Annotated in this window: 22 protein-coding genes, 1 tRNA gene and 1 riboswitch; of the genes, 12 read left to right on the top strand and 11 right to left on the bottom strand. The window is 64.5% G+C overall.

Going from position 1 to position 26,327, the window contains the following annotated elements; all coding sequences use genetic code 11:
• The first annotated feature begins 17 nt into the window (after positions 1-17).
• Together ACIQLI_RS15965 and ACIQLI_RS15960 are read left to right on the top strand one after the other, a co-directional pair.
• Entirely contained in the window at positions 18-1,685 is a 1,668-nt protein-coding gene (locus tag ACIQLI_RS15965) for an ABC-F family ATP-binding cassette domain-containing protein (RefSeq protein ID WP_400390194.1), read from the top strand.
• Positions 1,682-3,595 (top strand): ABC transporter ATP-binding protein, encoded by a 1,914-nt coding sequence (locus ACIQLI_RS15960; RefSeq protein ID WP_400390193.1) that lies wholly within the window; start codon positions 1,682-1,684, stop codon positions 3,593-3,595. Before ACIQLI_RS15965 ends, ACIQLI_RS15960 begins: the two co-directional genes overlap by 4 nt.
• A gap of 6 nt (positions 3,596-3,601) precedes the next feature.
• On the opposite strand, the gene ACIQLI_RS15955 is transcribed toward ACIQLI_RS15960, so the two are convergent.
• From ACIQLI_RS15955 to ACIQLI_RS15945, 3 genes are all read right to left on the bottom strand, one after another.
• Complete coding sequence (locus ACIQLI_RS15955; protein ID WP_400390191.1) at positions 3,602-4,000, bottom strand: NUDIX domain-containing protein; 399 nt, start codon at positions 3,998-4,000, stop codon at positions 3,602-3,604.
• Positions 3,997-4,455: a DUF6314 family protein gene (locus ACIQLI_RS15950; protein ID WP_400390189.1), complete on the bottom strand. Its 459-nt coding sequence runs from the start codon at positions 4,453-4,455 to the stop codon at positions 3,997-3,999. Before ACIQLI_RS15950 ends, ACIQLI_RS15955 begins: the two co-directional genes overlap by 4 nt.
• Position 4,456: 1 nt before the next feature.
• A tRNA-Arg gene (locus tag ACIQLI_RS15945) sits at positions 4,457-4,529 on the bottom strand.
• A 108-nt stretch (positions 4,530-4,637) separates the two neighbouring features.
• On the opposite strand from ACIQLI_RS15945, the gene ACIQLI_RS15940 reads away from it, so the two are divergent.
• Positions 4,638-5,462, top strand: coding sequence for a DUF998 domain-containing protein (locus ACIQLI_RS15940; protein WP_400390187.1), 825 nt, complete (start codon positions 4,638-4,640; stop codon positions 5,460-5,462).
• A gap of 128 nt (positions 5,463-5,590) precedes the next feature.
• Here the strand turns inward: ACIQLI_RS15940 and ACIQLI_RS15935 are convergent, their stop codons facing one another.
• Positions 5,591-6,217, bottom strand: coding sequence for a hypothetical protein (locus tag ACIQLI_RS15935; RefSeq protein ID WP_400390185.1), 627 nt, complete (start codon positions 6,215-6,217; stop codon positions 5,591-5,593).
• A 33-nt stretch (positions 6,218-6,250) separates the two neighbouring features.
• Here ACIQLI_RS15935 and ACIQLI_RS15930 point away from each other — a divergent pair, with 33 nt between their 5' ends.
• The 6 genes from ACIQLI_RS15930 to sucD all read left to right on the top strand — a co-directional run bounded on the left by ACIQLI_RS15930 (position 6,251) and on the right by sucD (position 14,437).
• Positions 6,251-7,096 carry an inositol monophosphatase family protein gene (locus ACIQLI_RS15930; RefSeq protein ID WP_354230938.1) on the top strand — a complete coding sequence of 282 codons (846 nt, stop codon included), beginning with the start codon at positions 6,251-6,253 and terminating at the stop codon, positions 7,094-7,096.
• Positions 7,097-7,185: 89 nt separating this feature from the next.
• Positions 7,186-9,729 carry a DNA helicase PcrA gene (gene pcrA / locus ACIQLI_RS15925; RefSeq protein WP_354230936.1) on the top strand — a complete coding sequence of 848 codons (2,544 nt, stop codon included), beginning with the start codon at positions 7,186-7,188 and terminating at the stop codon, positions 9,727-9,729.
• Positions 9,730-9,933: 204 nt separating this feature from the next.
• Positions 9,934-11,376 carry a putative Ig domain-containing protein gene (locus ACIQLI_RS15920; RefSeq protein WP_400390183.1) on the top strand — a complete coding sequence of 481 codons (1,443 nt, stop codon included), beginning with the start codon at positions 9,934-9,936 and terminating at the stop codon, positions 11,374-11,376.
• Positions 11,377-11,398: 22 nt separating this feature from the next.
• On the top strand, positions 11,399-12,088 hold the full coding sequence (locus ACIQLI_RS15915) for a hypothetical protein (RefSeq protein ID WP_354230932.1): 690 nt from the start codon (positions 11,399-11,401) through the stop codon (positions 12,086-12,088).
• Positions 12,089-12,352: 264 nt separating this feature from the next.
• Positions 12,353-13,522, top strand: a complete 1,170-nt coding sequence (gene sucC, locus ACIQLI_RS15910; RefSeq protein ID WP_089593935.1) for an ADP-forming succinate--CoA ligase subunit beta — start codon at positions 12,353-12,355, stop codon at positions 13,520-13,522.
• A gap of 12 nt (positions 13,523-13,534) precedes the next feature.
• On the top strand, positions 13,535-14,437 hold the full coding sequence (gene sucD / locus ACIQLI_RS15905; protein WP_089593936.1) for a succinate--CoA ligase subunit alpha: 903 nt from the start codon (positions 13,535-13,537) through the stop codon (positions 14,435-14,437).
• A 172-nt stretch (positions 14,438-14,609) separates the two neighbouring features.
• Here the strand turns inward: sucD and ACIQLI_RS15900 are convergent, their stop codons facing one another.
• Together ACIQLI_RS15900 and ACIQLI_RS15895 are read right to left on the bottom strand one after the other, a co-directional pair.
• On the bottom strand, positions 14,610-17,531 hold the full coding sequence (locus tag ACIQLI_RS15900) for a chitobiase/beta-hexosaminidase C-terminal domain-containing protein (RefSeq protein ID WP_400390180.1): 2,922 nt from the start codon (positions 17,529-17,531) through the stop codon (positions 14,610-14,612).
• A 119-nt stretch (positions 17,532-17,650) separates the two neighbouring features.
• A complete protein-coding gene (locus ACIQLI_RS15895) occupies positions 17,651-18,445 on the bottom strand; it encodes a gamma-glutamyl-gamma-aminobutyrate hydrolase family protein (protein ID WP_400390178.1) in 795 nt (264 codons plus the stop codon).
• Between the two features lie 71 nt (positions 18,446-18,516).
• On the opposite strand from ACIQLI_RS15895, the gene ACIQLI_RS15890 reads away from it, so the two are divergent.
• Positions 18,517-19,656 (top strand): LOG family protein, encoded by a 1,140-nt coding sequence (locus ACIQLI_RS15890; protein ID WP_400390176.1) that lies wholly within the window; start codon positions 18,517-18,519, stop codon positions 19,654-19,656.
• A 7-nt stretch (positions 19,657-19,663) separates the two neighbouring features.
• On the opposite strand, the gene ACIQLI_RS15885 is transcribed toward ACIQLI_RS15890, so the two are convergent.
• The 3 genes from ACIQLI_RS15885 to ACIQLI_RS15875 all read right to left on the bottom strand — a co-directional run bounded on the left by ACIQLI_RS15885 (position 19,664) and on the right by ACIQLI_RS15875 (position 22,892).
• Positions 19,664-20,626 carry a matrixin family metalloprotease gene (locus ACIQLI_RS15885; RefSeq protein WP_400390174.1) on the bottom strand — a complete coding sequence of 321 codons (963 nt, stop codon included), beginning with the start codon at positions 20,624-20,626 and terminating at the stop codon, positions 19,664-19,666.
• A 109-nt stretch (positions 20,627-20,735) separates the two neighbouring features.
• Positions 20,736-21,635 (bottom strand): matrixin family metalloprotease, encoded by a 900-nt coding sequence (locus ACIQLI_RS15880; protein WP_354230921.1) that lies wholly within the window; start codon positions 21,633-21,635, stop codon positions 20,736-20,738.
• A gap of 84 nt (positions 21,636-21,719) precedes the next feature.
• On the bottom strand, positions 21,720-22,892 hold the full coding sequence (locus tag ACIQLI_RS15875; RefSeq protein ID WP_400390172.1) for a VIT1/CCC1 transporter family protein: 1,173 nt from the start codon (positions 22,890-22,892) through the stop codon (positions 21,720-21,722).
• 233 nt (positions 22,893-23,125) lie between these two features.
• Between ACIQLI_RS15875 and ACIQLI_RS15870 the strand changes: the two genes are divergently transcribed.
• Positions 23,126-23,317, top strand: a complete 192-nt coding sequence (locus ACIQLI_RS15870) for a hypothetical protein (RefSeq protein WP_354230917.1) — start codon at positions 23,126-23,128, stop codon at positions 23,315-23,317.
• Here ACIQLI_RS15870 and ACIQLI_RS15865 read toward each other — a convergent pair.
• Positions 23,314-23,613: a hypothetical protein gene (locus tag ACIQLI_RS15865; protein WP_400390170.1), complete on the bottom strand. Its 300-nt coding sequence runs from the start codon at positions 23,611-23,613 to the stop codon at positions 23,314-23,316. The two genes, ACIQLI_RS15870 and ACIQLI_RS15865, sit on opposite strands and share 4 nt — an antisense overlap.
• Positions 23,614-23,629: 16 nt before the next feature.
• A riboswitch (SAM riboswitch) is annotated at positions 23,630-23,749 on the bottom strand.
• Positions 23,750-23,947: 198 nt separating this feature from the next.
• A complete protein-coding gene (locus ACIQLI_RS15860) occupies positions 23,948-25,483 on the bottom strand; it encodes a sodium:solute symporter (RefSeq protein WP_400390168.1) in 1,536 nt (511 codons plus the stop codon).
• Between the two features lie 266 nt (positions 25,484-25,749).
• On the opposite strand from ACIQLI_RS15860, the gene ACIQLI_RS15855 reads away from it, so the two are divergent.
• Complete coding sequence (locus ACIQLI_RS15855) at positions 25,750-26,325, top strand: cupin domain-containing protein (RefSeq protein ID WP_354230911.1); 576 nt, start codon at positions 25,750-25,752, stop codon at positions 26,323-26,325.
• Positions 26,326-26,327: the final 2 nt, after the last annotated feature.

Raw genomic sequence — 26,327 nt, 5'->3', positions numbered from 1 at the left:
TGCTGGAGGATAGACACATGACAGCAACCTTGGTGGCCAAGGATCTTGCCGGTGGCCACGGCCATCGCACCCTTTTTTCCGACCTCTCCCTGACCGTTGCGCCCGGCGATGTTGTGGGCGTCGTGGGCGCGAACGGGGCCGGGAAGTCCACGCTGCTTCGCATCCTTGCCGGCGTGGACCAGTCGCAAGCGGGCAGCGTCAGCCTGGCGCCGTCGGACGCGTTTGTGGGCTGGTTGCCCCAGGAACACGAGCGCACCGCCGGCGAGACCATCGCGGCGTACATTGCGCGCCGGACGGGGTGCGCCCAGGCCACCGTGGAGATGGAAACAACCGCCGAGGCCCTCGGGTCCGGGGCTCCCGGAGCCGATGACGCCTACTCCCTGGCCTTCGACCGCTGGATGGCCTCCGGGGCGGCGGACCTTGAGGACCGCATTCCGGCGGTGCTGTCCGATCTCGGTCTGGAACTGGGCGCCGACGCCCTCATGACAGGGCTCTCCGGCGGGCAGGCAGCACGCGTGGCTTTGGCCGCACTGCTGCTCAGCCGCTTCGACGTAGTCCTCCTTGACGAACCCACCAACGATCTTGACCTTGACGGCCTGGCCCGCCTCGAAGCTTTCGTCCAAGGCCTTCGTGGCGGTGTTGTCCTGGTATCCCACGACCGCGAGTTCCTGGCCCGCTGCGTCACCACCGTGGTGGAACTGGACCTGGCCCAGAACTCCGTGGCCGTATATGACGGCGGCTACGAGGCGTTCCTCGAAGAGCGCGCCGTGGCCAAGCGCCACGCCCGTGAACGCTACGACGAGTTCGCCAACACCAAAGCAGACCTCGTTTCCCGCGCACGCACCCAGCGGGAGTGGAGCTCCCAGGGTGTCCGCAACGCCATGAAGAAAAACCCGGACAATGACAAAATCCGTCGCGCCGCGAGCAGCGAGTCCTCGGAGAAGCAAGCCCAGAAAGTCCGCCAGATGGAGTCGCGCATTGCCCGCCTGACCGAGGTGGAGGAACCGCGCAAGGAGTGGCAGTTGCAGTTCAGCATCGGCCAGGCACCCCGCTCAAGTGCCGTCGTCGCCACCTTGCGTGACGTCGTCGCGCGCCAAGGTGACTTCACGCTGGGACCGGTGAACCTCCAGCTCAACGGCGGTGAACGCATCGGCATCACAGGGCCCAACGGCGCCGGAAAATCGACGCTGCTCCGCCTGTTGCTTGGAACGCAGGAACCGGACGACGGCGATGCCTCCATGGGTGCCTCCGTCGCCGTCGGCGAAATTGACCAGGCACGTGGACTGCTCGACGGCGGCCAGCCGCTGGGTGACGCCGTGGAAGCAGTGCTGGTGGACTGGAACAGCGCTGATGTCCGGACGCTCCTGGCCAAGTTCGGGCTGAAGGCCGACCACACCTCGCGCACGGTGGACTCGTTGTCCCCAGGGGAGCGGACGCGCGCGGCCCTGGCGCTGCTGCAGGCCCGTGGCGTTAACCTGCTGGTGCTGGACGAGCCCACCAACCACTTGGACCTCCCGGCGATCGAGCAACTCGAAGAGGCGCTGGAAAGCTACGAAGGCGCACTCCTGCTGGTCACCCACGATCGCCGGCTGCTGGAAAACGTCAGGCTCGATTCACGCTGGCACCTTGACAACGGACAGGTCCAGGAACTGCACCGCACCCCCAGCCAGGAGAAGCAACCATGAGCATGGACCGCGTGGCCTGGAGCTCGCTGTACAACATCACCACTGCCAAGAGCGGATCAAAGCCGTTCTCCAAGGAAACCCTGAAACGGGTCATGGCCTTTGCCGCCCCGCACAAGGGCAAGCTCATTGCCTTCGTGATCGCTTCGATTGCGGGTGCTTTCCTGGCTGTCGCCACGCCCGTTCTGGCAGGCCAGGTGGTTGATGCCATCATCGCCAACGCCGGGGTGGGAACGGTCATCTGGCTTGCGGTCCTGATCGCCATCGTCGCCGTGGGCGAGGCCGGTGTGGGGCTGGTGACCCGCTGGCTGTCCTCCATCATTGGCGAGGGCGTCATTGTGGACCTCCGCACCCGCGTGTTCGACCACGTGCAGCGCATGCCCATCGCATTCTTCACCCGGACGCGGACCGGTGCCTTGGTCAGCCGCCTGAACAACGATGTCATCGGGGCACAGTCCGCCTTCGCCGGCACGCTGTCCGGCGTGGTCAGCAACGTGGTGGCCTTGGCCCTGACACTGGTGGTTATGTTGAACACCTCCTGGCTGGTCACCGTGCTGGCCATGGTGTTGCTGCCGATCTTCCTGATCCCGGCCCGGCGCATGGGCTCCAAACTGGCCGACCTCCGCCGTGAAGCGGCCGCGCACAACGCCGCCATGGGCACACAAATGACCGAGAGGTTCTCTGCCCCGGGCGCCACGTTGGTGAAGCTGTTTGGGCGCCCGGACGAGGAATCCCGTGAATTCGCTGACCGGGCCGGCCGGGTCCGGGACATCGGAATCCGCACTGCAATGCTGCAGTTCACGTTCGTCACGGCCCTGACGCTGGTGTCCGCGCTCGCCTTGGCCCTGGTCTATGGACTGGGCGGTTGGCTGGCGCTTGGCGGGCAGCTTGCCCCGGGCGATGTTGTGGTCCTGGCCCTCCTTCTCACCCGGCTCTACGCCCCACTGACGGCTCTGTCCAACGCCCGTGTGGAAATCATGAGTGCCTTGGTCAGTTTCGAGCGGGTCTTTGAAATCCTTGACCTGAAGCCACTCATCACGCAGAAGCCTGACGCAGTTTCCGTGCCCGCCGGCCCCGTGGCCGTGGAATTCAACGACGTCCGGTTCTCCTACCCCTCCGCCGAAAAGGTCTCGCTGGCTTCCCTCGAGGACGTTGCCACCCTGGATACCCGGGGTGGGGAGGAAGTCCTGCACGGGGTCAGTTTCCGGGTTGAACCTGGACAGACTGTTGCCCTCGTGGGTTCCTCCGGTGCAGGCAAGTCCACAGTGGCCCAACTGCTCTCACGCTTGTACGACGTCGACTCCGGCGCGGTGCGCCTTGGCGGACAAGAGCCAGGATCCGGCGTGGACGTTCGCGATCTCAGTTTCGATTCCCTCCGGGACACCATGGGCATGGTGACCCAGGACGGGCACCTGTTCCACGAAACCATCGCCTCCAACCTGCGCCTCGCCCGGCCCGATGCCACCGAAGACGACATGTGGGATGTGCTCCGGCGGGCACGCCTGGAGCCGATGATCCGGTCCCTGCCCGATGGCCTCGAAACCGTGGTGGGGGAGCGCGGCTACCGGCTCTCCGGCGGCGAACGCCAACGTCTCACCATCGCCCGCCTGCTCATCAAGCAGCCCCGCGTGGTGATTCTCGACGAAGCCACGGCAGCGCTGGACTCCACCAACGAAGCCGCCGTCCAGGCGGCCCTGGGCGAGGCACTCGAGGGGCGTACCGCCGTCGTCATTGCACACCGGCTGTCCACCATCCGCGCCGCCGACGCCATCCTGGTGGTGGAGGACGGACGGATCGTGGAGCGCGGCACGCACACCGAGCTGCTGGCCGCGGACGGGCGCTACGCCGAGCTGTACCAGACGCAGTTCGCGGAGGCCTCGGCGGTGGCACAGGAAGCCGTCCCGGAACTGTAACGCTTTTTACGTGAGCAGCGGGATGACGTGATCCGTCAGCAGCGGCGCCAGATCGCTGGGCAAGGGCCCGTTGAGGTCCAGCCAGCGGATCTCGGCGATCTCCGCTGAGGGGTGCGCTTCCCAGGTGCCTGGTGCTGTGAAAACGGTGGCCTCGATGTTGGTCGCCGCTTCGTTGGCAGCGACCGCGAGCCAGACGCCCAACGGCTGGAGCGCGTTCGGCGCTACCTCGATGCCCACTTCTTCATACAGTTCCCGCGACGCTGCTTCAGCGGCCGTTTCGCCTGGCTCGGGCTTACCGCCGGGATGCATGAACTTGTCCGTGCCGCGCTTCCGGACGGTCAGCAACTGGCCGTCTTGGTTGTAGACGCAGACGGCGCTCACGATGATCAGCTCTGTGGCGGTCATCCTTGCCTCCCGGCATCGATGCGGACCAGGTGCGATTCCAGCAGGAGATCCTTCGCCGGACCGTGGACATCCCACGTGAAGCTGAACGAATCGGGGCCGCGGTAGATGTAGCTGACGCGGTAATCGTCGGGATCGCACCAGTGCTTGTCCTGATGGCCCTGCTCCGAGAAACTCATGACGTGGAAGGGCCTGCCGTCGGGGAAGAACACGTCCATCGAATCCGCTGTGGCCCTTGGTGTGAGGACATACTCGCGGAAAGCCGGGCCGGAGTGGGAAGGCCAGTGCATGGTTCCGTCTTCGCGGTAGTCGAGTCCGCCGTCGCGATTCAAGGAATAGCGCACGACGCCGGTAAAGGTACCTCTGGTGCCTGAGGCGCGGTCCAGGAGGGTTCGCTCCACATTCCAGCTGCCGGCCAGGTAGGCCTGCAAGTCCTGGGTGGGTTGCTGGTGATTCAAGTGCCCTCGATTGGAATCGAACCAACGACACCGGCTTTAGGAGAGCCGTGCTCTATCCACTGAGCTACGAGGGCCTGTATGTCCATGGCTCTGAATCCCACTGCTGGAGCTCAAGGGCCCGGACACGACTACAAGCATACAAGCTGCCGGGGCGCTGCCCGAACACCGCTAGGCTGGCGAGCATGACAGGGCCTTCCACTGCACCGGCGCAGGCCGGATCGTTCTTTCCCGACCTCCGTAACATCCGGGCCAACATCGGCGGGTGGGCGCAGTTGAGCGTCGTCCAGTACTTCGTGGCCGAGGCCGCCGTCATTCAGGCATGGGCCGGTCCCGAGCCCTACAGCCGGGCCACCGGATACATCAGCGACCTCGGAGCAGTGTCCTGCGGTGTCTACGAGGACCGGGCCGTATGCTCGCCGTTGCACATGTTGATGAATGCCTCGTTCGTGGTGCAGGGGCTGGCGTTGGTCCTGGGTGCGCTCTTCCTGACCGCGGGACTTCTGTGTGTCGCGGCGAAGCCTGGTGTTGCTGCCCGCAGGTTTCGGTCTGTTGTGGGTGGGGTTGGGGCCGGTGGGGCTGGGGTCGGTGCCGTTCGGACCCGGGTGCTGACCGTGCCGTGGATCCTGGCTGTGGCCATCCGTGTCCTCACTGGAGTGGCCGGCGTCGGAACCGTCATTGTTGGCCTGGTGCCCGAAGACCTCGACTCACCGTGGCATTTTGCGGGTGCACTGATGTTTTTCATCGGCGGAGGATTTGCACTGTTGCTGTTGGGCATCCTGTGGTTCCGGCAAACCCCGATGAGTTGGTTCCTTGGCGTGTGCGGCCTGCTGTGTATTGGAGCGCTCATCATCGGCGGGATCACCGGAATGGACGTGCCCCTGCCGGGCCTTTTGGAGCGGTTCATGGGATATCCGGTGACCATTGGGCTGGCTGCCGCCGGATTGGTCATCGCGCAGCGGGTGCACACTGAACGGAAAGCTGCACGTTTGCGGGTGGGTTCGCACTGAAGCCCCCTGACCTTCCCGCACCCTTTGCCGCCGATCGCGCCCATAAGCTCTGGTGTGGCGGGCGGGTTGGGGCGCGGTGCCGGCGAACAAGTGGTGCGCCGGGCGGGTACGGGCGCTCGGACTACGCGTCAGGAGGGCTTTGCGCTCTTCCGCCCCAGGAATACAGCCAGCACGCCGCACGCGAGGCTGACCAGGAACAGTACCCACGACGCAACGGTCAGCGAAGAGGCCAAAGCCACCGAACCGGCGTCGGGGGTCTCGGATGCCAACATCGAATCGATGGCGACGTTGGACCACAGATGAGCCACGGCGAACAGCATCGGAGCCGCCCACATGGCCCAACGCCACGACTTCCGGGCCACGTTGGTGCCGATGAGGAGGAGCCAGCTGAAGCCGAAGATCAGGGGAAACAGGGTGCCGGCGGTCTTATGCACGTAGTTCAGTTGGCCGCGCGCGGATTCGTCCATGGCCTCGCGGAGCTGGCTGACGTATTCCTGCGAGAACCCGCCGATCAATGAATCCGGCATAGCCAAGCCGCCTGAAAGTTGGGTCATCTGGTTCAACGTCAGCAGGTGCAGGTACCAGAACAGGAACAGGCTGGCCACCACGCCCGCGATCACAATGAGCTTGGAGTTGCTCTGCGCCTTCTGCGGGGTGCGCTGGGTGGTGGTGTTGATCACGGGAGGCAGCGTGTGATCGGGAACCACTGCCTTTGCTCCGTGCTTCTTGATGCGCTGGGCTGGTGTCTTGGCCATGTCATTCATTATCCCGCCACATAAGCTGGAACCATGACCACCGGCAGGCACACAGCAACTGAACTCGATCCAACACTGAATGACTACCAACTGGCCAGCGCGCTGGTCCGTGAGGCAGGCCAGTTGGCGCTGCTCATGCGGATGGGCGGCTTGCAGGGCGAACGCAAGACCTCGGTGTCCGACGTCGTCACTGCAGCCGATCACGCCGCCGAGGCTTACGTGTTGGAACAGTTGCGGCGCTGCCGGCCGGAGGATGGCATCCTCGGTGAAGAAGGTGCGTCCGTGGCGGGAACGAGCGGCCGGACCTGGGTGATCGACCCCGTGGACGGCACCTACAACTTCCTGCACGGATCCACTTATTGGTGCTCGGCGATCGCCCTCAAGCGGGACGGCTCCGACCACGGGACCAACCCCGTTGCCGATCCGGACGTGCTGCTCGGTGCCATTTACCAGCCCGAACTGGACAAGTTGTGGCTCGGCGGCGAAGAACACCCCGCGACGTTGAACGGCGAACCGATCTCCGGCTCGGGCGACCGAGCAGTGGGTGAGATCAGTGCGGCCACCTACATCCACCCCACCTGGCTGGCGGATCCCCGCGCGGCAATGCCTTGGCACGCCGCTGCGGTCACCGCGGCGTCCCTGCGCATGTTTGGCTCAGGTTCGTGCGACCTCGGCCGCGTAGCCGACGGCGAACTCGGCTGCTGGTTCCAGCACAGCTGCCCGGAATGGGACTGGCTGCCCGGAAAAGCGATCGTCCGCGCAGCAGGCGGGGACACCGCCGTCGTGAAGGTCAACGGACTGAACTGGTTCGTCGCCGGAGGCCCGACGGCGGTGCGCGAGTTGAGCGCGGCGCTGGCCTCGGTTCCGCAGTTTGCTTAGTCGCTGAGGCGTTTGAAGCGTCGATGGACCGGCCGCCGGCAACCCGGCGCCTTATTGTGTCGGGGCCACCGCCTAGACTGGTAGGCACCATGGATATGTTGTTTGACCCCTACGCAGACGGACCCTTCAAAGCAGGCACCAAAGCCGCAGTCAAGGCTGCCCCGGAGCTTTCCCACTCAGGGGGAGGCGCTGCCGGCGCCCGCCTCCAAGGGAGCAGTGGCGGGTCGTCGGACACTGCTGACGGGCCGGCATCGGGAGGATGGGGCAACTCCGGAGGGTCGGGACTTCCGTCTGCCGATGCACTCCTGCAGGGGCTGAACCCGCAGCAGGAAGAAGCCGTCAAACACGCCGGCAGCCCTCTGCTGATCGTGGCCGGTGCGGGATCGGGCAAAACCCGTGTCCTCAGTAACAGGATTGCCTACCTGATCGCCACCAAGCGAGCACACCACGGGGAAATCCTGGCCATCACCTTCACCAACAAAGCGGCAGCGGAAATGCGGGAACGCATCGAAGCCTTGGTTGGCGGCCGGGCCAAGGCCATGTGGATCTCCACGTTCCACTCCTCCTGTGTCCGCATCCTGCGCAGGGAAGCCACCACGGTGGGCCTGAACTCGAACTTCTCCATCTACGACTCCGCGGACTCCCTGCGCCTGATCACCCTGGTGGCCAAGAACCTGGATCTCGATCCCAAGAAGTTCGCGCCCAAGGCCATCCAGCACAAGATCTCAGCGCTCAAGAATGAGCTGATCGACGCTGATTCGTATGCCTCCACCGCGAACTACAACGACCCCTTCGACACCGCGGTCTCCGAGGTTTTCAAGGGCTACACGCAGCGCCTCCGCCAAGCCAACGCCATGGACTTCGACGACCTCATTGCCGAGACCGTCTACATGTTCCGGGCCTTCCCGGCGCTCGCGGAGTCCTACCGTCGCCGCTTCCGCCATGTCCTGGTGGATGAGTACCAGGACACCAACCACGCCCAATACGCCCTGGTACGGGAAATCGTGGGAGTGGGAACGGACACCAGCGTCCAACCCAGCGAACTGACTGTGGTGGGCGACTCCGATCAGTCCATCTACGCATTCCGCGGCGCGGACATCCGCAACATTGTGGAGTTCGAGGCCGACTACCCCAACGCCCGCACCATCAAGCTTGAGCAGAACTACCGCTCCACCCAGAACATCCTCAGCGCGGCCAACTCGGTGATCTCCCGCAACCCCAACCGCCAGGAAAAGCGCTTGTGGACTGCCGAGGGCGATGGCGAGAAAATCGTTGGCTATGTGGGCGAGAACGAGCACGACGAAGCCCAGTTCATCGCCAAGGAAATCGACCGCCTGCAGGACGAGGAAGGCCTGCGTCCGGGCGATGTCGCCATTTTCTACCGCACCAATGCCCAGTCCCGTTCCATCGAAGACGTGTTGGTCCGGGTGGGCTTGCCGTACAAAGTTGTGGGCGGCACCCGCTTCTATGAGCGCAAGGAAATCAAGGATGCCTTGGCCTACCTTCGTGTCCTGGTGAACCCGGATGACGACGTCAACCTGCGCCGTATCCTCAATGAGCCCAAGCGGGGAATCGGTGACCGGGCGGAAGGCGCCGTAGCTGCCTTGGCAGAGCGCGAGCGGTCCTCCTTCATGGCTGCCGCCCGTCGTGCGGACCAAGCGCCCGGAATGGCCAGCCGTTCCGTCAACCTGGTCCTCGGCTTCGTGAAGCTGATGGATGATCTGGCCGAGGTCGCGTCAGGCTCCGGTGCCGCGGCCGCGTTGGAAGCGGTCCTGGAACAGACGGGATACCTTGCCGGGCTGCGGGCCAGCACGGATCCGCAGGATGAATCCCGGGTGGAGAACCTCGCCGAACTCGTGGCCGTGGTCCGTGAGTACGAACGCGACAACCCGGAAGGGTCCTTGGGCGAGTTCCTGGAGCAGGTCTCCCTGGTAGCGGACGCCGACCAGATTCCGGATGCACCCGGCGCTGACATCGACGCCGCCGTGGCTGAGGCAAAGCGCATGGGTGTGGTCACGCTCATGACCCTGCATACCGCCAAGGGACTGGAGTTCCCGGTGGTCTTCCTGACCGGCATGGAGCACGGAATCTTCCCGCACCAGCGCTCTGCTACAGACCCCAAGGAACTCGCGGAAGAACGCAGGCTCGCCTACGTGGGCCTCACCCGCGCCCGCAAACGCCTCTACGTCACGCGCTCAGAAGTCCGCAGCATGTGGGGCCAAAGCCAGTACAACCCTGCCAGCCAGTTCCTCGAGGAAATACCCTCCGAACTGGTGGAGTGGAAGCGCGAAGGCATGAGCCGCCAGGCGGGCGGTTGGGGCAGCGCCCCCATCGGTTCCAATCGCTATGGCGGGTCGTTCTGGGGAGCGGGCACTTCACGCGGCGCTGCCGCAAGCCCCACTGCAGGGTTCGACGCCGACGTTCCTGCCGCCGTCGCACGCAACAGGGTGCAGCCGCAGAAGGAAGTCATTTCGGTGGTGGTGGGGGATAAGGTCAACCACACGAGCTTCGGCAATGGTGTGGTGCTGGGAGTCGAAGGTGCTGGCGATAAGACGGTGGCCAAGGTGAAGTTCGACGTCGGCGAGAAGCGCCTGCTGTTGCGCTACGCGCCGCTGACCAAACTGGATGCCTAAGCTTCGCAGGGGTCCATACCCATTGTCCTGATCACCTTCCCGGCCTAGACTGACCGGGCGTTGCACTGGGGCCGACGTCGGTTTGCTGCCCCACCTTGCAACGCCAAAAAGGTTGCATTCCTGTGGGGGAGGACGCGCGTGGGCGCTTTTGTTGGAGAACGTCGATTATTTCCTAAGGCCGCGAGGCTGATTCTGGTTGGGGTCGTGGCGAGCGCCTTGGCGCTCCAGTTCGCGCCGCCTGGGACAGCCGATGCGGAGCCGTCAGCGTCTTCCAGCGAGTCCGCGGCAACTGCCGGTCCGGAGGCAACCGCAAGCCCGACGCCGACGGCCATTCCGAGCCCGACGGCCATTCCAGCGCCGACAATAAGCGCCGCAGAAACCGCCAGCCCGACGCCGACGCCGACTGCCACCTCCGGGGCGACCCAGCCGGCCGTCGTCGAACCAGTGGTGACCGAACCGCCCGCGACAAAACCCGCGACGAATCCCCCCGCGGAGGCGCGGAATGAGCCCCCTGCACAGGCTGACGCGGACCTTGCTGATCCATTGACTGTGCGGTCTTACATGGACAGGGGATACCTCACCAAGGCATACGATGCGCCGCTGGTGATTTCCGGCGGAACTGCTCCGTACACCGCGGCTGTCAGTGACGTCCCGCCCGGTCTGACGTTCGACCCAGCGAGCCTCAGGTTCACCGGCATGCCCACCCAAGAGGGCTACTTCCGGATGCCTGTCACGGTGACGGATTCCTCGGACCCCGCGCAATCCGTGGTCCAGGAGGTCGCGGTGGACTTCTACGACTACGTACCTCCGCAATTCAGAACCGTGACAGGCTCGGAGAAGTTCACTGACGGCGTCATTGGAGCCTGGTACAGCGAGAGCATCCTGGTCTGGACAGTGGGTGGCCAGCCATACACCACGGCTTTGGTTTCGGGTGCTCTTCCGCCGGGGATGTCGTGGGGGCAGAACGCTGCTTCCGGCACCCCGACTGCCGGGGGAACGTACAAATTCACCGTGCGGTTCTCGGATTCCTACGAATTTGTCGATGCGGATTTCACGTTGACTGTTCGGGCCTCGAGGCCACAGCCCACGGGCTTCCCCGTTCCGGCGGCCGTCTTGGGCGAACCGTATTCTGCGAAGATCGCCACCGTCACCGGGGGCGTGGCCCCATATCGTTTTTGGTGGGCGACGCCGCGCCACATGGCCGGTAGCCTGTCGTGGCACGATCCGGGACCGGACGGGCTCACCATCGATGCCAACGGTGTGTTGCAAGGCACCCCTACCAGAGCCGGGTCTTTCCAGATCTTTGTGTACTTCAGTGACTCCGGCCTGTACAACCAGTGGGTCTTCTCCACCGTCGTGACCGTCCTGGAGACCCGGCCGCCGGTCGTCGAACAGCCACCCGCGGAGAACCCGCCGGCGCCGGCAGTTCCAGCACCTCCGGCGGCCGTGACACCGGCAGGAGCAGTGGTCCCGGCGTCGGGCGCTGAACCTACCAGCGTTGACCTTACCGGCGTTGAACTCGCGGCGACCGGCCTGGAGTCCGGACGCCTGAACGCCACGCTGTGGGCTGCCGTGGGGCTGCTGGCTGCGGGCGCTGCACTGACGGCCATCAACAGCCTCAGGCGCCGGCGAAACGGCCCGGTGTGAGGTAACCGGCATAATTGGTGGCATGCGACGGACTGTTCTGGGGATTCTTGCTGCCGTGCTCTTGATTTTGGCCACGGGGTGCTCGTTCGCCACGGAGGATCCGGACTACGTGCCGCCGGCCCCTTTGGCGCCCCTTGAGCAACTGAAACAGGTTCCGGTCACAGAACAGACCACCCTGGCCGCAGGCGAGGATGTGACCGCCTTCGTCACCCAGGACCGAACCATCGTGTGCGCCCTGACATCGTCCAAGGGTGGACACCTCAACCTGCCCTACGAGGCCAATTCCTACTCGGACGCGGCCAACAACAAGTTCGCCGTCGTCCCGGTGGCTCACTGCGAATTGGCGAAGTATGCCAAGCCGGACCTGACCGACATCGCCGACGACTGCGCCGGAACGGGCCTGGGCTACCTCGGCGGCACGGTTCTCCTCTCGCCGGACAAAGCCGCCTACGGCTCATGTCGTTCCGGCGTAACACAAATGGAGTCGGAGTTTGGGCCCAAAGGCAGCCGCAATGGCCCCATCTCCAAGCTGCGGGAGTTGCCCGATGGGCAGAACATTGAGCGCAATGGACTGCGCTGCTCGGCCTACAACGGCGGTGTTGCCTGCGGAAACGTCTCCGGTGGCGTGGCTTTCTTCGTCACGCCCGAGGGGTACCAGTTGATTTCCGACGGCGGCAAAACAGTTACGGGGAACCTGAAACAGGCGGACTGAGGCTGGACTGATGGCCGGTCAAAGGCCCAAAAACCGCGTCATTCTGCGGTTTTTCTACAGGCGATAGAAGTGTAAGGTTACTCACTTAACAGGTAGTGTGTAGCTGGCGGGACTCCTCATAGGGCTAAAGTTCCGAGAGGACCTTACGCAATGTGACCGGCTTCAATCCTGGTTGTTACCGCGTACTTTCCGCAGCTGGCTATCGCGGTCATCGCGGTTCCCGGCTGAACAGAAAACTACTTCGACGTAGAAGGACACTAAACCGTGGACCTGTTTGAATATCAGGCGCGCGATATGTTCGAAGCGCACGGTGTACCCGTGCTCGCCGGCATCGTGGCGCACACTCCTGAAGAAGCAAAGGCAGCTGCCGAGAAGATCGGCGGCGTAACTGTCGTCAAGGCACAGGTTAAGGTTGGTGGCCGCGGCAAGGCTGGCGGCGTCAAGGTTGCCAAGACTGCCGAAGAGGCGCTTGAGCACTCCACCAACATCCTGGGCATGGACATCAAGGGCCACACCGTCAACAAGGTGATGATCGCCCAGGGCGCCGACATCGCTGAAGAGTTCTACTTCTCGGTCCTCCTGGACCGCGCCAACCGCAACTACCTGGCCATGTGCTCCGTAGAAGGCGGCATGGAGATCGAGCAGCTTGCTGTCGAGCGTCCCGAGGCCCTGGCCAAGATCGCCATCGACCCCGCTGTGGGCATCGACCAGGCAAAGGCTGACGAGATCGTCGCAGCTGCAGGTTTCGCTGAAGAACTGCGCGGCAAAGTGGCCGACGTCATTCTGAAGCTGTGGGACGTCTTCAAGAAGGAAGACGCAACCCTGGTTGAGGTCAACCCGCTGGTCCGCACCGGCGCAGGTGAAATCGTTGCCCTCGACGGCAAGGTCTCCCTGGACGAGAACGCTGACTTCCGCCACGTGCACCACGCCACGTTGGAAGACAAGGATGCAGCTGACCCGCTCGAGGCCAAGGCCAAGGCGCAGGACCTCAACTACGTCAAGCTGGACGGCGAAGTAGGCATCATCGGCAACGGCGCCGGTCTTGTGATGTCCACCCTCGACGTCGTCGCTTACGCCGGTGAGAACCACGGCAACGTCAAGCCCGCCAACTTCCTGGACATCGGTGGTGGAGCATCCGCCGAGGTCATGGCCAACGGCCTGGACGTCATCCTTGGCGACTCCCAGGTCAAGAGCGTGTTCGTGAACGTCTTCGGTGGCATCACTGCGTGTGACGCCGTGGCAAAGGGCATCGTGGGTGCACTTGCTGAGCTTGGTTCCTCCGCGAACAAGCCGCTGGTAGTCCGCCTCGACGGCAACAACGTTGAGGAAGGCCGCCGCATCCTGACCGAGGCCAACCACCCGCTGGTTACCCTGGCCGCCACCATGGACGAGGGCGCCGACAAGGCTGCCGAGCTCGCCAACGCAGCTAAGTAAAGGGACGCGACAATGTCTATCTACCTCAACAAAGACTCCAAGGTCATCGTTCAGGGCATCACCGGCGGCGAGGGCACCAAGCACACCGCCCTGATGCTCAAGGCCGGCACCAACATTGTTGGTGGCGTCAACGCCCGCAAGGCCGGCACCACGGTCCTGCACGGCGACAAGGAAATCAACGTCTTCGGCACCGTCAAGGAAGCCATCGCTGAAACCGGCGCAGACGTCTCCATCGTCTTCGTCCCGCCGGCATTCACCAAGGACGCCGTTGTTGAAGCCATCGAAGCCGGCATCGGCCTCGTTGTGGTCATCACCGAAGGCGTTCCGGTTCAGGACTCCGCCGAATTCTGGGCACTGGCCCAGTCCAAGGTCGACGCTGACGGCAAGCAGATCACCCGCATCATCGGACCGAACTGCCCCGGCATCATCACCCCGGGCGAAGCCCTGGTGGGCATCACCCCGGCGAACATCACGGGCAAGGGCCCCATCGGCCTTGTCTCCAAGTCCGGTACCTTGACCTACCAGATGATGTACGAACTCCGCGACCTCGGCTTCTCCACCGCGATTGGCATCGGTGGCGACCCCGTCATCGGCACCACGCACATCGACGCCCTGGCTGCGTTCGAAGCGGACCCCGAGACCAAGGCGATCGTCATGATCGGCGAAATCGGTGGCGACGCTGAAGAGCGCGCAGCCGACTTCATCAAGGCCAACGTCACCAAGCCGGTTGTGGGCTACGTTGCCGGCTTCACGGCTCCTGAGGGCAAGACCATGGGCCACGCAGGCGCCATCGTGTCCGGCTCCGCTGGAACCGCACAGGCCAAGAAGGAAGCTCTCGAAGCTGCCGGCGTGAAGGTCGGCAAGACGCCGTCCGAGACCGCCAAGCTGCTGCGCGAAGTTTTCGCAACGCTCTAGCATTGCTGCCGTAAGGCACCTGAAGTACGACGACGGCCCGGCGCCTTCCCCACGGAAGGTACCGGGCCGTCGTCGTACTTTAAGCGGTGGTCTTTCCACGTCCTGGACATGGCTGACGCGGGCCGAAGAGTCTGGGGGAAAACTCCGACCCGCGCCAGGTTCATGGGGCCGGCTAGGCGATGACTTTCATGGCCTGCCAGCCGGTGCCGAGACTGATCGGCGGTACGTTGCTGAGCGTTCCGCCTCCCGATCCGGGATACAGCCACAAGGTGTCTCCGATGCGGCCCACGACGTCGTTCCGGCCGTCGCCGTCAAGGTCCCGCGGCCCGGCCACCGCAGTGCGGGTTCCCCAGCCTGTCCCGATCTGCGTCCATTGCAGCCAGCCCCCGGAACCATTGCCCGGATACAGCCATAATGCGCCTGTGTCGGTACGGCGCGCCAGTACATCTCCCTTGCCGTCGCCATTGAAATCGCCGGTGCTGAAGATGGCGTTCATGACGTCCCAGCCCCAGCCCACGGTGTAGGGAGTCCGCTGTCCACCGGTGCCGTTTCCTTCGTACATCCGAAGCTCGCCGTTGCTTCGACGGCCGATGAAATCGGGGATGCCATCGCCGCTGAAGTCGCCGGGGGAGAAGAGCTGCGTCATGGTGCTCCAGCCCGTGCTGACCTGGGTACGTGCCCCGAAGCTGCCTGCACCGTCGCCGGGGTAGAACCAGAGGATGTCACCCGCCCGTGCAAGGAGGTCGGGTTTGCCGTCCTTGTTGAAGTCGCCGGGGGTGACGGTGTCCGTGATGGTGGACCAGGCGGGTGCGGCCAGTGCGATCTTCCGTGGGTCCAGCCCGCCGGATCCGTTGCCGGGGTACAGATACAAGTTCCCGGCAGTATCGGCGGCCAGCACGTCCGCACGGCCGTCACCGTTGAAGTCATGGGCCGACGGCGGACCGGCTGCGGGCACGGTATAGGTCTGGGTGCCCACGGCCGAGGTGTTGCCGGCGGTGTCTACGCCGATGTACTTGAGCACCAGGGTGGAGCTGCCCATGACGATCGGATTGGCGGCGTTGTACTTGATGTTGGTGGGTGACTCCGTGGCCGTGGGCGTACTGCCGTTGGTGGTGTAGTAGATGGTGGCAGGCTCGTTGGCGGACAGTGCGATGGTGGCTCCACTGGCCAAGGCGCGGCTGGTGGGGTTGGCCGTCACGGTGGGGGCCGCAGTGTCCGGTGGCACGGTGTACGTCTGGGTGGCCACCTCGGAAACGTTGCCCGCGGTATCCCTGGCGAAGTACTTCAACGTCATCGGACCGGGACCGTTGAAGGGGATCGCCGTGGTGTAGGGGAGCCCGGCCGTCAGTGGATCGGTCCCGTCGGTGGTGTACCGGATGTCGGCGGGCTCATTAGCGGTCAGTGTGATGGTGGTGCCCGGAGCGTACTGGCCGCCCACCGGGTTGGCGGTCACCACGGGCTTGATGACATCGGGGCCGGTGGAGTAGGTCTGCGTGGCCACAGCGGAGGAGTTGTTGGCGCTGTCCACGGCGAAGTACTTCAGGGTCAGCGGGCCGCTCAACGTCAGCGGAGAGGTGTACTTGCTGCTGGCCGTCGTGGGGGTGCTTCCATTGGTGGTGTAGTAAATGGTGGATGTTTCATTGGCGGTCAGGGTGATGGACTGGCCCACAGCGTAGGTTCCACCCGGGGGTGTCGCTGTGACGACCGGTGCCACGTTGTCTGTGCCAAGGTAGGCCTCAAATTCGGCCAGCCCGGCGTTGGTGGTGCCGGCACTGACCGAGGTGATGTTGAGCCGTACCGAGCTCACTGTCTTGGCAGGAAACTTGATGGTGAGGCCCGATCCGTTATTGGGCAGTGTCGGGACCGGCACAGTGCTTCCATCCGAGAACTGCAGGTTGCCGGCGGTGATCTGATCCGTCAGGAGGGGACGGTCGGACAGGGTGACCGCGTTGATGGTCCGGGTGGGGGTGAAGTTGTATTGGACCCAGCTGCCGGCCTTTTCCCCGGCGGAGACCCACTCACGCGTGGCATCCATCGGAGTGCCCCAGTGGTACCCGTCGCGGACCTTTTCCGGGCCCTGCGCTGCAGCCTTCTGCGACGACGCAGTGACGGTGGTACCTGCGGATTTAGCGGCGTTGCCCACCCACTCGATGGCGGTAATGTACTGCCGTTTCAGCCATTCGTCATAAGGGGAATCCGGGCAGCCCTCGCCGGGACTGCTGCAGACGTACATGTCGAAATCAGCGAACCGCACAAACGTGTCCACCTTGGCGGTGAGCTCAGCCCCGGTGACGTTCTGGGCGTACTCATCAATGACATAGGCATCGTAGGCCATGGATGTGTGCGGTCCGGTGTAGCTGCGGGTGGCAAGCTGGGCGAATTTTGCGGTAGCCCAGTGGTCGCTGTGGTCGTACGGGCTGGTGAAGTTCCCGGTCCAGTCCTGGGTGCGGAAGGTGGTGGGCTGGAAGTTGGCCACAAGTCGGTTCAATGCTGACTGGAACTGGGACTTGGTGAAGGTAGCAGCGTTGTCCACCGGGCGGATGGAGGAAAGCCGGCCGTCCCACAGTTTGAGGATGCTTTGGCTGCCATACGCGGCGCTGCCCAAGCCGTTGGGGAAGCCGTCGGGCAATCGCATGTAGACCACCGAGACGTTGGGGGCGCCGTTGAGGGTCCGCAGGGTCAGTGGGCGTCCCGGGACGCCGGCGTCGGAGGTCGTCCAACTGTTGGAGACTCCGGCCATCTTGGCGTAGCTGGCCTGGATTCCTGATTCGAGGCTGCGCCAGTAGGTGGCTCCTTCACCGGCCTCGCCGGCGGTGGCGAACACCGTTTGAACACAACGCTTCGCCTGGATATCGCGCATGAAGTCCGGGCTGAGGAAGAGCAGGTCATCATCCGTGTGCGCCACGATCTGCATGGCGCCGCCCGTGCCCGCGCAGGGCGGTTCAGCAGCAGATGCGGGAGCTGCGGTGGTGAGGGCGAAGCCGCCCATGACCAACGCGGGCCCCAGGAGAAGGCCCAGAAGGCGTTTGGTGAGAGAAGGACGGCTGATCGGATTGAGAGGACGACTGGCGTATTTTGGACGGTCCACAACCATGCTCCTTTGAGCAGATGTTGGGCCCCCCAGCCGGCAAACTTACGACGTCCCCCGGACGTCTATGAATGAAGTTGGTACTGGCTGAACTTCCGACGAAACTGAAAGCGATGCAGTGAGAGTTACTGTAGCCCAACCGCCGGAGCATGAATAGAGTGCCGGCAAACGTCAACGAACTTCTTGAAAGGCAGCAGCCGCTCCGCATCGGGGATGAGGGACGCCTCAGGATGCCACTGCACGGAGGCTACCCACCGGGTGGGATCCTCCAGGGCCTCCACCGTGCCGTCGTCGGCGACGGCCGTGACCATCAGGCCCTCGCCCACCCTGTCCACCGCCTGGTGGTGCCCGGAGGCAATCTTGATGGTGGTCCCCCCGGGAGCTCCATAGAGTGCCGCCGTCTTGGAACCAGCCGTGAGGCGAACGTCATGCCAGGCCCACTCACCGGCCGCCGGATCGTGTGGATCCAGGCCGCTGTGGGTTACCGAGGTAGGGCCCATGTCCTGAATCAGCGTTCCGCCGTACACCACGTTCAACAACTGGTGGCCGCGGCAGACCCCCAGAAGCGGCAAGCCGGCGTCGATGGTTGCCCGGGCAACATCGACGTCCAAATGGTCCTGCTCCCGGTTCACGTCGTACAGCGAATCTTCGGGATCCTGGCCGTACAAACGGGGATCGATGTCGCCGCCTCCCGGCAGCAGCACGCCGTCGAGCATCTGCATTTCGGCAGCCAAGCGGCCGGCGCTGTCTGCCGAAACCGGCGTCAACAGCACCGGCTGCGCACCGGCCTCGCGCAACAGGTCCACGATGAAGGTGAAAAGTTGATTGGCTTCCCCCACCCGGGCATCGGAGGAGTCCGAACTGCTGAGACGGATCGGAACACCGATACGCGGACGGGCAACTTCTGAACTCTTCATCATTCATGATGCACCGGACAGCAGCCCGGCGCGCAAACGCCCGCGTCACAGCCCGGCGATACTACGCTGAAACCATGAATCGTACCGGAGCCCTGAACCCGAGCCCGCGGACACTGGACATAGAAAGCGTGGTCCAGTTCCAGCATCTGGCGAGCACAGGAGCCGGGTCCATGAATGGCTGGCACGCCCAGTCGCTTGACCTGCGTGGCCACGCACGGGAGCTTAAGTCCTTGGACGCCCAGGGCGCGATCTTTCTGGGGTGCACCTTCGACGACGGCGTGGAAGAGAGCCTGCGACGCCGTGGAGCACTGATCTTTCCCAAGCTCCAGGGCGTACCGTTCGACCCCTACCGGAACAGCCTGTACACGCCAGCGGAGCTCTACCCGGACATCTCCTCCACAGAGTACGAGTCAACCCTCGACGCCCGGGTCTACCAGTGGAGCATCCTCCCCGGGCAGCGGGGAAGCCTGGACGCCACCCTGGCCGCGGCCCTGCACGACCACGCAATCGGCGATGCCCTGGACGAACTCCTGGACCACGGAGCGCTCTCCGGGGCCCAGGTAGTGGGCGTCATGGGTGGACACGCCGCCCAGCGCGGCACCAGCGACTTCGCCGACGCCGCACGGCTGGGCCGGCTGCTCGCCCATGCGGGATTTGCCGTCGCCACCGGCGGGGGACCCGGGGCCATGGAGGCAGCGAACCTGGGTGCCTACTTGAGCGGAACGTCCGACGCCGATGCTGCGGCCGCGCTGGAAACCCTCGCCGGAGTGCCGGGGTTCAGGCCCTCGGTGACGGCTTGGGCGCGGCAAGCAGCCGCCGTCGTCGAACGTTATCCGGAAGGCACACCGACCCTGGGGATTCCCACGTGGTTCTACGGCCACGAGCCGCCCAACCTGTTCGCTACGCACGTTGCCAAATATTTCGCCAATGCCGTCAGGGAAGCCATCTTGCTGGAGTTGTGCACCGGCGGGATCGTCTTCCTTCCGGGCGCCGCAGGGACCGTGCAGGAGATCTTCCAGGACGCTTGCGAGAACTACTACGGAGCACCCGAAACCATCAGCCCCATGGTGTTGGTGGGATGCGAACACTGGGAACGGACACTCCCGGCGTGGCCCATGCTGCAGAGCCTCGCCGCGGGAAAGCCCATGGAGGAGAAGATCTTCCTGGTGGACACCGTGGAAGAGGCGCTCGCGGTGGTGGCCGGCCAAGGGTGAGGCGCAGCTAGAAGTCCTTGCTGCAGGGACCCGAGCCGAGTTGGGCCAGGCCGGTCCTGTCGCCGGCAGCGTATTGGCGAACCCAGGAAGCCTGGTCAAACATCAGTTGGCGGGGATCGTCCACGTGGTCAAGGCCCAGCAGATGTCCCAGCTCATGCATGATCACCGCTACGCCGATCTCCTTGCCCTCGGAGGTGTCCACGATGCCGGCGAATTGCGGGGCGTCCAAGGACACCGTACCGGTGACATAGGCCTTGTAGCCGTCGCTCAGGCCAATCGAGGAACTGCCTCCCAAACCCACGGTTTGGCCGGTCAGACGCGGCACCTGCTCCGGAGTGCTCCACGCAATCAGGACGGGCGCCCACCGGTCACCGTATCTGGCGGGCTGGTATCCCTGCCTGTTGGTGGACGGGACCTCGGAACTGGGGCCGTCGTAGACGAACTTCAATCCGGTGGCGACGCTGGCTTGGCGAATGGCCTCGTCCACCAGTGGCTGCCAGGACGGATCCCCGAGATCCGCGTTCACCACGTAGTGGATGGGCCTGCACGGGGAGTAAGCCAGGGGAGTGCCGTCCTCCTTCACGGCGAGGAACTTGTACGAGGTACTTGTCCGGTTCACGGGTGCCGGAGTTCCCAGTGGCGCATCGGCTTCTTCCAGGCCGGGCACAGGTTCCTGGCGCTGCCCGAACGGGACCAACCCGGGCCGGGGTCCCTGGCTTTGCGTGGCGGAGGAGCCGTACAGGAACCGCTGCAGGTCGCCGCTGAAATACGCCCCCGCGCAGACCAGGCCGAGGATGCCCAGGAAGAACAGGATGGCGGCGATGCTGCTGTGCTTGATCGGCTGTGCTGGTGCTGCTGCCGGTGCCGGTGCCGGTGGCAGCGTGGCCTCTGGCCGGTAGGGGCCATGCGGAGGATCATGGGGGCGAAGGGGATCGGGGTCCGGCCACTGGGGCGACCCGTTAGGTTCCATGGAACCCCCTGACGTGGAGGCCGCGACGGGAGGTGGGGCGCCGCCGTCGACCGTAGTCGCCAGCATAAGTCCGGATACGCCGGGAGTCCATGGCCCCCTGAACCGGTTGTTAGATGTCCTCGCGGCAGGGGGCAGAGGCAAGGAGGTGCAGTCCGGTCAGGTCGCCGGCCGCAAGGCCGTCAGGGGCGCCAATTTCCGGGTACATCAGCTGGACCGGATCATCAACGTGGTCCAAACCCATGACGTGCCCCAACTCGTGCTGCATGACCGCCAGGACGTAGTCGGCGCCTTCGGGATCAGCGAGGAGTTCGGCGACCTGCGGGGTGTCCAACTCCAGGCTGCCCGTGATGTAGCTTTTGGGTCCGTTGTTCAGTGAGTACATGGTGCTGCCGCCCGTACCAATGACTTTGTCCGCCAACGCCGGCGCGGCCTCCGGCGTGGTCCACGAAATCAGCAGGGGAGCCCAACGGTCGCCGTACTTGGCCGGCTGGTATGGCTCCCGCCGGTCTACCGGCAACTCGTCGGTGGTGCCGTCGTTGACGAACAGGATTCCTGAAGCGGCGGAGACATTCGCGATCGCTGTCTCCAGCAGTGCATCGGAGCCCTCCGGCGCGGACGCTTCGTTCACCACGTAGTGCAGCGGCCGGCACGGCGAGTACCCCACCGGAGTACCGTCGTCGTTGGTAGCCAGGAACTTATACGAATCGTTCATGGTCTCCGGCGCCTGGGGCGAGGCCAGCGGGGCGTCAGCCTCCTCAAATCCGGGCGGCGGGGCGTCTGCTGCCCGGGCAGGTGCCGTTTGCTTCTGCCCGGGTTGCCCGTCGTGCGCGGCGCCAGGGACGCTCACACCCGGGAAAAGGGCGGTGATCCGCGGGTCTCCATGCAGGAACCCGCTGACCAGCACTGCCACAACAGCGGCAATTCCGGCCATGAGCACGCCACGGAGAATACGCCAGGCCGTGCCGGCACGCCGGTGCTTTGGCGCACGCGTTTCCCGCTCCGAGTCCACGGTTCTCCATTCCTCACGCCCTGGTCACGCGGGGCAGCGCGGAGGACGAACCAACATTACGGGCTGCGGGGGGAGCCGTCCAAACTAGACGATGGTTGCCCCGAATACCAGGCCGAGCCCGTACGTGGCGGCAGCCGCTGCCAAGCCGATCGCGAGCTGGCGCAGCCCGCGGCTCAGTGGCGACGTTCCGGACAGCAAGCCCACGACGGCGCCGGTCGCCAGGAGCGCGATGCCCACCAGGACACCGGCCACCATCAAGGCGGCAAATCCCGTCATGCCGAAAATGAACGGCAGGATGGGAACGATGGCACCGGAAGCGAAGAAGCAGAAGCTGGACATCGCTGCGCCCCATGCCGAGCCGACGGATTCGTGCTCGTCGGTGGCAGGTTTCTCAGGCTGCAAGGAGAGACTGGGATCGCAGTCGCAGCTGAACAGGCCCATGCGCTCTGCGGCGCGATGCTCAGCGGCCTCGCGCGTCATGCCCCGTGCAAGGTACACCAGCACCAATTCGTTGTGTTCGATGTCCAACGACGGTGCTGCTGTGAGGGTGGCCTGCGTGGGCAGCGTCGCGTTGAGCAGTTCCCGCTGGGAGCGGACCGAGACGTACTCGCCGGCGCCCATGGACAATGCGCCGGCCAAAAGACCTGCTACACCGCTCATCAGCACCACGGGACTGGGTACGCCGGTGGCGGCCATGCCCATGACCAGCGAAAGGTTGCTCACCAAACCGTCGTTGGCGCCGAAGACTGCGGCACGGAAGGTACCGGAAAGCCGGTTCCGACCACGGGTGGCCAGTCCCCTGACCACCTCTTCGTGGATCTGTTCGTCAGCCACCATGGCCGGTGTTGCCGCGGGTTCGGTGCCGTAGGGGGAGCGGCCTTCTGCTCGTTGGGCCAGGGCCAGGACAAAGACGGACCCGAAGTTGCGGGCCAGGAAGCCCAGGAACTGGCTGCGGGTCGACGCGGCCTTGGGCATTCCGGCGTGCTCACCCAGGAGCTTGAGCCAGTGGGCCTCGTGCCGGCCTTCGGCTTCGGCCAAGGCCAGCAAAATTTGGCGTTCTTCGCCGTCGCGCCTCTGGGCGAGTTCGCGGTAGACGGCGGCCTCGGCGCGCTCATCGGCGAGGTACTGACGCCATCGGCGGATATCGGCGTGCGAAGGCGGCGCGGGTTGCGTTTCGACGTTTTCGGGGGCTGCCGATTCCGGGGTGGGATCCGGAGCGGGGCTCGACGAACCGGGGGATTCCTGGTGCTGTTGCACTTTCTCTCCTGTGCTGGGTGGGGTAGTTGCGGCCCCATTGCACGCCCCACTGTACCGCTTATCTTCGCGGTTTTTTGGCTGGTATTCCTCAATCGGAATGTTCGGCGCACCGTAATTTCCGGGCGTCCTTGACCCTCGCCGGGCCCGGTGCTCAGATGGAAGGACAGGGGCGGGGGCCCACCCCGCGCACGTTCACCAGGGCTTTGAGCGGCCCACGAGACGGAGGTTGCACCATGAACACCACCGAATCACACTCCAACTATCCGGAACGGACCACCATTGAGTCGGATCCGGCCTACGACTACGCCGAGGACCAGGAAGTGGACGAGGCCTGGGTGGAAGAAGTGGACGCCTCCGAGGACGACGAACGTGTGGTCCCCATCGACGAAACCGAGGAATTCCGTGAGGAGGACGAGGAAATCTAAGCGGGCTCCTCGTGGCTGAGTGTGTAGTGTTGCTGCACACCCGCGCGTTTGCCGGCCGCGGCAACCGTCACCGTCAGGGTTCTCGACGCACCACACCAGAGGGTCGGCCGGACCGCTTGGGCCAACGCCTGCGCGATCAGGTGCGGTTCAGGATGCGCGAACCGACCGGTTCCGGCCTTGGCAGTGATGGTCACCGTGCCCAGGAAGAGGTCGACGGCGGGAATCACCACGACTCTGTGGCTGGCTGTTGGCGCCGGGGTACTGGTGGCCGGGGTGGTATCGCCTTGGTACGGCAAGGGACTGCTCCTTGGGGGAGTGCTCTTGCCCGCTCGGTTGTCTCTGGTCCGGGACGGGCCGCTTCCTCATCCGAACCACCCGTGAACATGGGGTTGGTGTGTGGCCAGTCGGAGCTTGGCACCACATCTCTTGAAGCTGGGACCACCTTACCGCACAGCTCCCCCCACCACCTCCCGTTGTGAGGCCTGCTCTGCGTCCCTTGGCGAGGTTTCAGGGCGCAAAGCGGGCCACACAACGCCCTCTTCCCGGGCACACAACAACGGCGGCGCCGCCCCGGAAAGGGGAGGCGCCGCCGTCGAACTTTGCTCTTTTGTTGTGCTGTTGGCTGCAGCGTTACTTGTGGCTGCTGACCGGGTGGGCCTCAGGCGGGAGTTCCTCGGAGACGGCGCCGGCAACGCGCTTGTCCCAGGCCTCGCGGACTGCGGGATCAGTGGGCGGGGTGAGCAGTGAAATCACGACGTAGGCGACGAACGAAGCGGCGAGACCGTAGTAGATCGGTTCGTTGGCGTAGACGCCGTCCGCGCTCGGAATGACACCCAGGGCGAAGAGGATCAGAAGGGTCAACGTCAGCACCGATCCCACTGCCATGGACCATGCAGCGGCGATGCCGGTGCCGCGCTTCCACACCAAACCGCCCAGAATTGCTACCAGGAGGCCGCCCACCAGGATGTCGTAGGCGATGGTGAGGGCAATCACCACGTCCTGGGCTGCCATGGAAATCAGTACTGCCACGATGCCGAGTCCAAGAACCCAGTAGCGGTTGGCCTTGACGTCGTGTTCGGGGTTTTCGCTGTCATCGGTGTTGATGGTCTTGCCGAACCAGCTGGCCACGAACGGGACAACGTCAGCGCGGGCCACCGTTGCTGCGGCAATCAGGGCGCCGGAAGCGGTGGACATCATGGCGGCAACAGCCGCGGCCATGACCAGGCCGCCGATGCCGACGGGCAGGATGTGGGTTGCAACCTCTGCGTACACAACGTCCTTGCCGAGGTTGGTGACATCGATGTCCGGCAATGCCACCCGGGCAGCCAAGCCGATCACGGCGCCTGCGATGCCGTAGAGAATGCAGTAGACACCGGCCGTGGCGCCGCCCCAACGGGCAACGGTGGGGGTCTTGGCAGTGAAAACACGCTGCCAGATGTCCTGGCCGATCAGGAGGCCCAGTGTGTAGACCACGAAGTACGTGATGATGGTCTGGGCGCCGATTCCATCGATCTGGAAGAAGGTGTCGTCGAGGCGCTCACGGATGCCGTCCATGCCGCCGGCAGCGTTCAGGACGAACGGGAGCATCAGGAAGAAGATGCCGACGGTTTTGATGATGAACTGGACCTGGTCGGCCAGGGTGATGGACCACATGCCGCCAATGGTGGAGTAAACCAGGACGATCGCGCCGCCAACGGCGATGGCAAGCCAGCGTTCCCAGTCGAAGAGCACCACGAAGATGGTGGCGTAGGCGCCGGTGGAAGTAGCGCAGAGCATGAGCGTGTAGGCCAGCATGACGATGCCTGAGGTCTGCGTGGCCCTGCTGCCGTAGCGAAGGCTCAGCATCTGGGAGACCGTGTAGATCTTCAGGCGCTGGATGGTGCCGGCGAACAGGAGGCTGAGAAGCAGCACGCCTGCGCCGATGGCTACCACCAGCCACATGCCGGAGATGCCGAACTTGTAGCCGAGTCCGACGCCGCCCACGGTGGATGCGCCACCGAGGACCACAGCTGCCATGGTGCCGGTGTAAAGGAACGGTCCCAGGCGGCGGCCGGCCACCAGGAAGTCGCTGTTGTTCTTGGTGCGGGACTTGCCCCACCAGCCGAATGCCAGCATGGCGAGCAGGTACACCACCACGATTGCGATGTTAATAGCCGAAGATTCCATGAACGGTCCTTGGAGCTGATGCACGGAGGTTGGGGTTTCCGACGATACTCCTGCGAAGCGTCGAAGTCTCTGTGCTGATGGTTGGAGATTGGGGAAGTGTTGTGTGCCTCACAGACAACACTTGTTGCCTATGAGGATATGTTGTGATCGGAGTAACAGTCAAGATGCTTTGGTCATGGTTCCGTCGATTCTGGTCCTGTTGGCCCGTCTCCCGGCTACTATTGCTCCAATGACAGGGCCACATGACAGGCCTGAAAGGTTCGTGAATGAAGGCTCTCCCCGTTGAACCGAGCAATGTTCCCGTTGCCATCGGTTCCAGAATCCGCGCAGCCCGGCAGGCGCAGCGCCTCACCATTGAGCAAGTGGCTGATGCCACCGGGCTGACCAAGGGCTTCCTCAGCCGCGTGGAGCGTGACCTGACATCGCCGTCGGTCGCTTCTTTGGTCACCCTGTGCCAGGTGTTGTCGGTCTCTGTGGGTGACTTGTTCGCCGCCCCGGAGACGCACCTGACCAAGCGCGACGACGGCCCCCGCATCTCCCTGGGTGGCCAGGGCATCGTGGAGCGGTTGCTGACTGCCCGCTCCGAGCGCCGCCTCCAGATTTTGCAGGCCACCATAGAGCCGCGGGGCCGTGGAGAGAATGAGCTCTACGCCGTGGACTGCGACGTCGATGTCCTGCACGTGGTCAAGGGCAGGATCAAGCTCATCCTGACCAACGAGTCTTACGACCTCGAAGAAGGGGACACTCTCTCCTTCCCCGGCCGCGAACCGCACACCTGGATCAACCCCACGGACGAGACCGTCGAGGTGCTCTGGGTGCTGGTGCCGGCGGCGAGCCGCTAGGG

Source organism: Paenarthrobacter sp. NPDC091669, assembly GCF_044756725.1.
In the GTDB taxonomy this organism is placed as follows: domain Bacteria; phylum Actinomycetota; class Actinomycetes; order Actinomycetales; family Micrococcaceae; genus Arthrobacter; species Arthrobacter bambusae_C.
This window is presented reverse-complemented; position numbering and strand designations above follow the sequence as displayed.

Coding starts and splice junctions, on each gene's coding strand:
- ACIQLI_RS15965 (WP_400390194.1), top strand. CDS start 18: ATGACAGCAACCTTGGTGGCCAAGGATCTTGCCGGTGGCCACGGCCAT.
- ACIQLI_RS15960 (WP_400390193.1), top strand. CDS start 1,682: ATGAGCATGGACCGCGTGGCCTGGAGCTCGCTGTACAACATCACCACT.
- ACIQLI_RS15955 (WP_400390191.1), bottom strand. CDS start 4,000: ATGACCGCCACAGAGCTGATCATCGTGAGCGCCGTCTGCGTCTACAAC.
- ACIQLI_RS15940 (WP_400390187.1), top strand. CDS start 4,638: ATGACAGGGCCTTCCACTGCACCGGCGCAGGCCGGATCGTTCTTTCCC.
- ACIQLI_RS15935 (WP_400390185.1), bottom strand. CDS start 6,217: ATGGCCAAGACACCAGCCCAGCGCATCAAGAAGCACGGAGCAAAGGCA.
- ACIQLI_RS15930 (WP_354230938.1), top strand. CDS start 6,251: ATGACCACCGGCAGGCACACAGCAACTGAACTCGATCCAACACTGAAT.
- pcrA (WP_354230936.1), top strand. CDS start 7,186: ATGGATATGTTGTTTGACCCCTACGCAGACGGACCCTTCAAAGCAGGC.
- ACIQLI_RS15915 (WP_354230932.1), top strand. CDS start 11,399: ATGCGACGGACTGTTCTGGGGATTCTTGCTGCCGTGCTCTTGATTTTG.
- sucD (WP_089593936.1), top strand. CDS start 13,535: ATGTCTATCTACCTCAACAAAGACTCCAAGGTCATCGTTCAGGGCATC.
- ACIQLI_RS15900 (WP_400390180.1), bottom strand. CDS start 17,531: ATGGTTGTGGACCGTCCAAAATACGCCAGTCGTCCTCTCAATCCGATC.
- ACIQLI_RS15895 (WP_400390178.1), bottom strand. CDS start 18,445: ATGATGAAGAGTTCAGAAGTTGCCCGTCCGCGTATCGGTGTTCCGATC.
- ACIQLI_RS15890 (WP_400390176.1), top strand. CDS start 18,517: ATGAATCGTACCGGAGCCCTGAACCCGAGCCCGCGGACACTGGACATA.
- ACIQLI_RS15885 (WP_400390174.1), bottom strand. CDS start 20,626: ATGGAACCTAACGGGTCGCCCCAGTGGCCGGACCCCGATCCCCTTCGC.
- ACIQLI_RS15870 (WP_354230917.1), top strand. CDS start 23,126: ATGAACACCACCGAATCACACTCCAACTATCCGGAACGGACCACCATT.
- ACIQLI_RS15860 (WP_400390168.1), bottom strand. CDS start 25,483: ATGGAATCTTCGGCTATTAACATCGCAATCGTGGTGGTGTACCTGCTC.
- ACIQLI_RS15855 (WP_354230911.1), top strand. CDS start 25,750: ATGAAGGCTCTCCCCGTTGAACCGAGCAATGTTCCCGTTGCCATCGGT.